General features: G+C 64.8%; 6 protein-coding genes. All 6 read left to right on the top strand.

Going from position 1 to position 6880, the window contains the following annotated elements; genetic code table 11:
• The first annotated feature begins 115 nt into the window (after positions 1-115).
• The 6 genes from IIB36_02690 (at position 116) to IIB36_02715 (ending at position 6109) form a co-directional block, all read left to right on the top strand.
• Positions 116-427 (top strand): helix-turn-helix transcriptional regulator, encoded by a 312-nt coding sequence (locus IIB36_02690; GenBank protein ID MCH7530652.1) that lies wholly within the window; start codon positions 116-118, stop codon positions 425-427.
• Entirely contained in the window at positions 424-3039 is a 2616-nt protein-coding gene (locus IIB36_02695; protein ID MCH7530653.1) for an ABC transporter permease, read from the top strand. Before IIB36_02690 ends, IIB36_02695 begins: the two co-directional genes overlap by 4 nt.
• Positions 3040-3161: 122 nt before the next feature.
• On the top strand, positions 3162-3446 hold the full coding sequence (locus tag IIB36_02700; GenBank protein MCH7530654.1) for a ribbon-helix-helix protein, CopG family: 285 nt from the start codon (positions 3162-3164) through the stop codon (positions 3444-3446).
• A gap of 2 nt (positions 3447-3448) precedes the next feature.
• Positions 3449-3835, top strand: a complete 387-nt coding sequence (locus IIB36_02705) for a type II toxin-antitoxin system VapC family toxin (GenBank protein ID MCH7530655.1) — start codon at positions 3449-3451, stop codon at positions 3833-3835.
• A 231-nt stretch (positions 3836-4066) separates the two neighbouring features.
• Complete coding sequence (locus tag IIB36_02710; protein ID MCH7530656.1) at positions 4067-4900, top strand: site-specific integrase; 834 nt, start codon at positions 4067-4069, stop codon at positions 4898-4900.
• On the top strand, positions 4901-6109 hold the full coding sequence (locus IIB36_02715; protein ID MCH7530657.1) for an IS91 family transposase: 1209 nt from the start codon (positions 4901-4903) through the stop codon (positions 6107-6109).
• Positions 6110-6880: the final 771 nt, after the last annotated feature.

A 6880-nucleotide genomic window follows, 5' to 3' on the forward strand; every position in this document is an offset into this window, starting at 1 on the left:
CGTGAAACCTTCCAAGAGCTAGCGGCGTATGCTATGTAGAAAACTGCAATGGGGTGCGCGTGCCCGGATGAAGCCCGCGCGCGATGTTGCACTGGAGCTTCGAGTGACGGTACGGATGACGCAGGTGACAGCTCTCGTTTTGCGGGCGGTGGCCGCCGGCCATCGCTACGGCTTCGACGTCATGGAGACGTGTGCGCTGCCCAGCGGTACGGCGTATCCCGCTCTCAGACGCCTCGAGAAGGCGGGTTGTCTCAGGTCGCGTTGGGAGGACGCCTCGGTCGCACATGACGAAGGGCGTCCCAGGCGGCGCACGTACGAGCTCACGCCTCTGGGCAGGGATGCGCTCCCCGCCGCGGAGCAAAAGCTGGAAGAGGCGCGTCGCCTGCTCGGAGCGATCCCGCAGGCGCCGTCGGCAGAGGCAGGATGAACGTTGCGCGTGCCTGGGTCCGCCTGACCTCGGTGCTCGTCCCCGCGCACGAGCGCGCGGATTGGACGGAAGAGTGGCTGGCCGAGCTCGCGGCGCACGACGGAACGATGTCACACGCGTGGGGCGCGCTGTCCGACGCGTGGTACCTGAGAACGGAAGGGTGGACGATGGACGCGATGTGGCGAGATATACGGACGGCTGTACGGGGTCTGATTCGGAAGCCGCTGTTCACGGCGTTGGCGGGGGTCACCCTGGCGGTCGGGATCGGTGCGAACACGGCGATCTTCAGCGTGGTCGACGCCGTGCTCATCAACCCACTGCCGTTTCCCGAGCCCGAGCGAGTGGTCAGTTACAACCACGAAGCGCCGGGCTTGGGCGTGAACGTTCCGCTAATCCCTCATTCCGCTGCCATGTATCTGTACTACCTGGAGAACGCGAAGGCGCTCGAGTCGTTCGCGGTGTTCAGCAAGGGCAACGTCAACCTGATCACCGACGGCGAGCCCCAACAACTGACCTCCAGTCAGGTCACGCATCAGTACTTCGACGTGATCGGCATTCAGCCTTTGCTGGGTCGAGGCTTCATCGAGGGAGAGGACCGACCCGGTGCCGAGCCGGTCGCGGTTCTCGGATACGGCCTCTACGAGCAGACGTTCGGAGAAGACCCATCCGTTGTCGGCCGGGTCGTCGAGATGAACGGCGTGCAACGGCGAGTGGTCGGCGTCATGCCCGATGAAGCATCCTTCGGGGACGAGGATTTGTGGATTCCGCTCCTGATCGAGACCGAGCCGAATGTGGGCTCGCTGGGACTCATCGGGACCGCACGGCTCGCTGAGGGCGCGACGATCGAGTCCGCCAACGTCGAGATGCAAAACCTGCTGATGCAGTTCATCGAAGGGTATCCGGACGCGCTCCCGGCGGACATCGTGGAGCAGGCCGGCCTAGCGGCTGACGTGAAGCCGCTCAAGGACCTCTTCGTGCAGGACGTGCGGCAGGTGCTGTGGGTGTTGCTCGGAACCGTCGGATTCGTGCTTGTCATCGCGTGCGCCAACGTCGCCAACCTTTTCCTGGTGCGCGCCGAAGCGCGTCAGAGGGAGCAGGCGGTGCGCGCGGCTTTGGGCGCGAGCCGCTCAGACCTGATTCGGCAGTACCTCACCGAATCGCTGACGCTCGCTATCGGGGGAGGACTTCTGGGGCTCGGGCTTGCGTGGGTCGGCGTGCAGGGGCTACTCAGGATCGCGCCTGCCGAGCTTCCGCAGGCGCTGCAGCCCGGCATCGACGGGAGCGTGCTCGTGTTCACGGCCGTGATCTCCGTGGTGTCGGGCGTCCTCTTCGGACTCTTCCCCGCGTTCCGCTACGGACGTCGGGACCTGTCGTACTCTCTCAAGGACGGTGGGCGAGCCTCCACTACCGGGAGAGAGCGGCATCGGATGCGGAGCGGGCTCGTCGTCGCACAAGTCGCCCTGGCTCTGGTACTTCTGGTGGGCTCGGGGTTGATGCTGCGGAGCTTCGTCGCGCTCGGCACCGTGGATTTGGGCTTCCATCCGGCGGGTTCGATGACGTACCGCTTCGCACTGCCCGAGGCCGAGTACCCCGAGGCGACGCAGGTCCTGGCCTTCCATCGACAGCTCACAGACCAACTGTCGCAGACGCCCGGCGTCCAGGGGGTGGGCATGATCAACGGTCTCCCGCTCACAGGCGCCAAGTCGGCGGGGCCCATGGAGCCGGAGGACCAACCCTTTCCCGAAAACGAGCTCGGACCGCTCGTGGAGCAGCGCAGCGTTACGCCCGGATACTTCGATGCGATGCGCATCACGATCACCCATGGGCGCGCGCTCGAGTGGGGCGACCAGGGTGATGAATTCAGGGGCGTGGTGATCAATGCCACCCTCGCCAAAGCGTTCTGGCCGAATCGGGCGGCGGTCGGCCGCCGCATTCAGAGCCAGGGCAGTGAGAACTCTTGGGAAGTCGTGGGCGTCGCCGCCGACGTGCGCTTCGACGGCGTGGAGGATGAGCCGCTGCCGTTGGCGTATCTACCCATCATCGCGGGCACCGCGGAAGAACCCGCCCCCGTCCGGTCCGTGGACGTCGTCGTCCGAGTTGCCGGTGACCCGCTCGATGCCATTGCCGTGGCCCGTGAAGCCATGAGGGCCGTCGACCCGCGCCTGCCCATGATCAACCCTCGCACGGTAGAAGCCGTCGTGCGCGAAGCGATGGCGGCTGCTTCGTTTACGGTGATCTTGCTCGGCATCGCGGCTGCGGTAGCGCTGCTGCTCGGCACCGTCGGCATCTACGGGGTCATCTCGTACATCGTGGGCCAGCGCACACAGGAGATCGGTGTGCGCATGGCGCTGGGTGCCCCGGCCGCCACGGTCCTCAAGGGCGTGGTCGCGGACGGACTGCGGCTCACGGGCTGGGGCATAGGACTCGGGCTGCTCGGCGCGTGGGGCATGAGTCGTGCGCTCGAATCGATCCTCTATGGGGTCAGCACGACGGATCCGATGACCTTTGGCGGTACCGCCTTGTTACTGACCCTCGTGGCGACCCTCGCCACGTGGCTTCCCGCCCGGCGGGCGTCTCGCATCGACCCGGTGGAGGCGCTGCGGACCGAGTAGGCCGGAAGGGGGCGCGTACAAGGAAGCGACGCCCGCGGATTGACGCATTGTACGCCATACTACCATACTACCATATCTCCATACTCCCATATCATACTCTTACTCACGATCATAGCGAGCCGATGATCAAGGTCACCTTCACGTTGGACGAGGAGACGGCTTCCTACCTCGACCGCACCGCCGAACGGCTACGCATGTCCAAGAGTCGGGTCGTTCGCGAGGCGATACGGATCTATGGCGAGCAGGCTGGCCGACTCTCCAGCGAGGAGCGAGCCCGGCTGCTCGAGTTGTTCGCCGAGGTCACCGCACGGATCCCGGACCGGCCGCGGGCGGAGGTCGAGCAGGAGCTCGACGACGTGCGTACTGCCCGCAAGGAGGGAGGCCGAGGCAGCCTGGGCCCGCGGTGATCTTGCTCGACACATCGGTTCTGGTCGAAGGTTTGGGGGCCGGGGGGTCGATGCGGGAGGCACTTCGTGATGCGATCGCCGAGGGTGAGCGGATCGCCTTGCCGGCGCTCGTTCTGTATGAGTGGAAGCGAGGGCCCCGCATTCCCGAGGAGATCGACGCCCAGGAGGCGCTGTTCCCTTCCCGGGAAGCGCTTCCCTTCGGCCCCGACGAGGCGCATCTCGCAGCCCGACTGTATCAAGAGCTTCCCCGGAGTCGAGGTCGTGAGGTTGACCTTGCCATCGCCGCGAGCGCCCTCGTCTGGCGGTCTAGACTCTGGACGCTCAACGTCGAGGACTTCCGAGACGTTCCCGGGCTGGCGTTAGTGACGCTTGCCAAGGGTACGCCTTAGAGCGCGTTGCACTCGGTTTCGCGACCTTCGCGATTGTGGCTGTCAGGCCCAATAGGCGATAGGGTTCGTGAGTTATCCGTTGAACTAAACCGCTACGCGGTGGGTGGTGGTGGTTCGCGGTAGGTGGTGGTTCCCATGCGATGGACAGAGGTCCGGAGGACTGGGCGAGTAGATTGCGTGCCCCAACGCAACTGAGTCCAGGAGGGACCGATGAGCAAGCTACGGCGGAGGATGCAGGGGGACCTTAGGGTCCGGAACTACGCAGAGCGGACGCAGGCGATCTATATCAGGCGCGTCGCCGAGATGGCGATGCACTTCGGGCGATCCCCTGACACGCTGGGCCGCGAAGAGATACGGGGGTATCTGCGCTACCTGAAGGAGGAGCGGGACGTATCTCGTTCGGCGTTCAAGCAGACGGTGGGGGCACTACGGTTCCTGTACCGGGTGACGCTGGACCGGCCGGAACTGTTGTCGCACATCCCGTACCCGCGGGAGAAGCGACGCGACCCGGTGGTGCTGAGCCAGGACGAGGTAGGACGTCTACTCAAGGCGCTAGAGAACCTGAAGCACCGGGCGCTGGCGATGACGCTGTACGCTGGTGGCCTGAGGATCAGTGAAGTGCTGGGGCTGGAGGTTCGTGACATCGACAGTGACCGGATGGTGATCACGGTGCGCCACGGCAAGGGGGACAAGGACCGGCAGGTGGTCCTGTCGGTGGTATTGCTGGAGACGCTGCGCGCGTACTGCCGTATGTACAGGCCGCGGACCTGGTTGTTCGATGGGCAGATTCCGGGACAGCCACTCACCAGTCGGGCGGTGCAACGAGTGATCAGAGTGGCCGGTGAGCGAGCAGGGATCACGAAGCGAGTGACCCCGCATGTACTTCGTCACAGCTACGCGACGCACCTGCTGGAGGCGGGCACGGATCTGCGGATGATCCAGACGCTGCTGGGTCACCGGTCGCTCCAGAGCACGGCCATCTACACGCACGTGGCCACGGTGCGGCTCCGTTCGATCAAGAGTCCGCTGGATGCGTTGAGCCCGGAGTTCGAGCCTACCGAGTAGGTGAGCAAGCGACCTCGGCACGAGCTTGCCGAGGTCCTCCAGAAGTGCCGCGAAGCGCCGCACTCCGAGCGAGTGGTCCCCGCCTGGAGCTGGGAGCAACGTGCGGTCGTCGATGCGATCACCGCCTGCCGGACTGCACACCTGGGTGGTCACGTCGAGGAATGCGACAGCTGCGGACACCAGAGGATCTCGTACAACTCGTGCCGCAACCGTCACTGTCCGAAGTGTCAGGGTAGTGCCCAGGCGGACTGGCTCGAGGCACGCCAGGCCGAGGTGTTGCCTGTGCCCTACGCGCACGTCGTCTTCACGGTGCCGCAGACCCTCGCACCGTTGGCGCTCCAGAACCCACGCGTCGTCTACAGTCTCCTGCTTCGTACTGTGGGTCGAACGCTCCAGGAAGTCGCCCTGAATCCGAAACATCTCGGCGCTCGGATCGGGTTCTTCGCCGTCTTGCATACCTGGGGCCAGACGCTGGTCCATCATCCGCACGTCCACTGCGTCGTCCCAGCGGGCGGCCTAGCGGAAGACGACCGTACATGGCGTCGGTGTCGGTCAGGGTTCTTCCTGCCGGTACGTGTGCTCAGTCGTTTGTTTCGGGGAAAGTTCATCGCAGGGCTTTGGGATGCGTTTCAGGACGGGAGCCTCGAGCTGCACGGTTCGCTTGCCCGCTACCGCTCACGCGCGGCGTTCGCGCGCTACCTCAAAGCGGCTTGCCGGACCGAGTGGATCGTCTACGCCAAGCCGCCCTTCGACGGGCCCAAGCGCGTTCTGGAATACCTGGCACGCTACACGCACCGAGTCGCGATCTCGAACCATCGTCTGCTCCACGTAGACGACCAGTCGGTGCGCTTCCGCTACAAGGACTACCGAGGTCGCCGGGCCCGGACTCTCACGCTTCCCCTCCACGAGTTCGCCCGCCGCTTCCTGCTGCACGTGCTACCCAAGGGCTTCGTGCGTATCCGCTACTACGGGATCTTCGCCAACGCCAGCCGCGCCCGACTGCTCGCGTGCTCTCGCGAGGCGCTCGGGCAGCCGCCAGTCGCCGTGCAACCACAGCCCGGATCCGTCGATGGCGATGAGATCTTCCTCGATCTCCGGCCTCGTGATCTGCACATCTGTCCCAGCTGTAGGCAGGGCCTGCTACGGTGTGTGCAGGTCCTCGAGCGACCTCCTCCTCCCAACCCATCCTATCGCCGTGTCGCATCCTGATACGTGGCCGTTCGTGAGCGGCGGCGCTGGACCCGGCTGTGTCTACGTCGCCCGCAGCCCGTTCAACGCTTCCCACATCGTCGTGCCGGAGTCCTGTGCTTCTCTCTGCGGTGGCTTTGTCCGGCCATCTCGCCTGCCTCAGGCTATCCCGACGCAGTTCGACGACCTCCATATCTCCATAGCCCCACCCACCGCGTAGCGGCTTCGTTCAACGGATCCTTTCCGCACTCGCATGAGCCTCGCCTTCCGACCCGCCATCCTGTAGAGTGCGGAAACAATCCTTGTTTGTTACAGGACATCCCAAATGAAGACATGTGGGGAGGGTGGGGAGCGGAGTCGAGCGCCAAGCTGAATCACGGCGCGTCAAAAAGAAGAAGGGTTGGAGGCGTCGACGCGCGATCCATCGTCCGAGCGCTGAATTCCTAGATCAGGCACAATCTGAGTTCAGGTTCCTCGCAAATCATTGATCGCGCGTGACGCTACCTTCGTCACTGGCCGCGCCCTCGTGGCCCGAAACTGCGTTCCCGGCATCTCAACGTTCACTCGCCGCGCTCGACTCCTGTCGCCGCACTCCTTCGGCGGGCAGGGTGGTGAGCGTTCGTGGATTGGCACATCCTGTAACGCTGCTCTCCCGCTCGGGCCCTCAGGTACACTTCGCTGATTCAGCTGGTAAGGTGTACCATGCACCTAGGGCCCGGCCGCTTCGCGGACACTGCGCCCAGCATACGTACGATCGGGATGTATTCATACGTATATGTCGCTGGGCTCCGC

Source organism: Gemmatimonadota bacterium (assembly GCA_022560615.1).
In the GTDB taxonomy this organism is placed as follows: Bacteria; Gemmatimonadota; Gemmatimonadetes; order Longimicrobiales; family Gaopeijiaceae; genus UBA1138.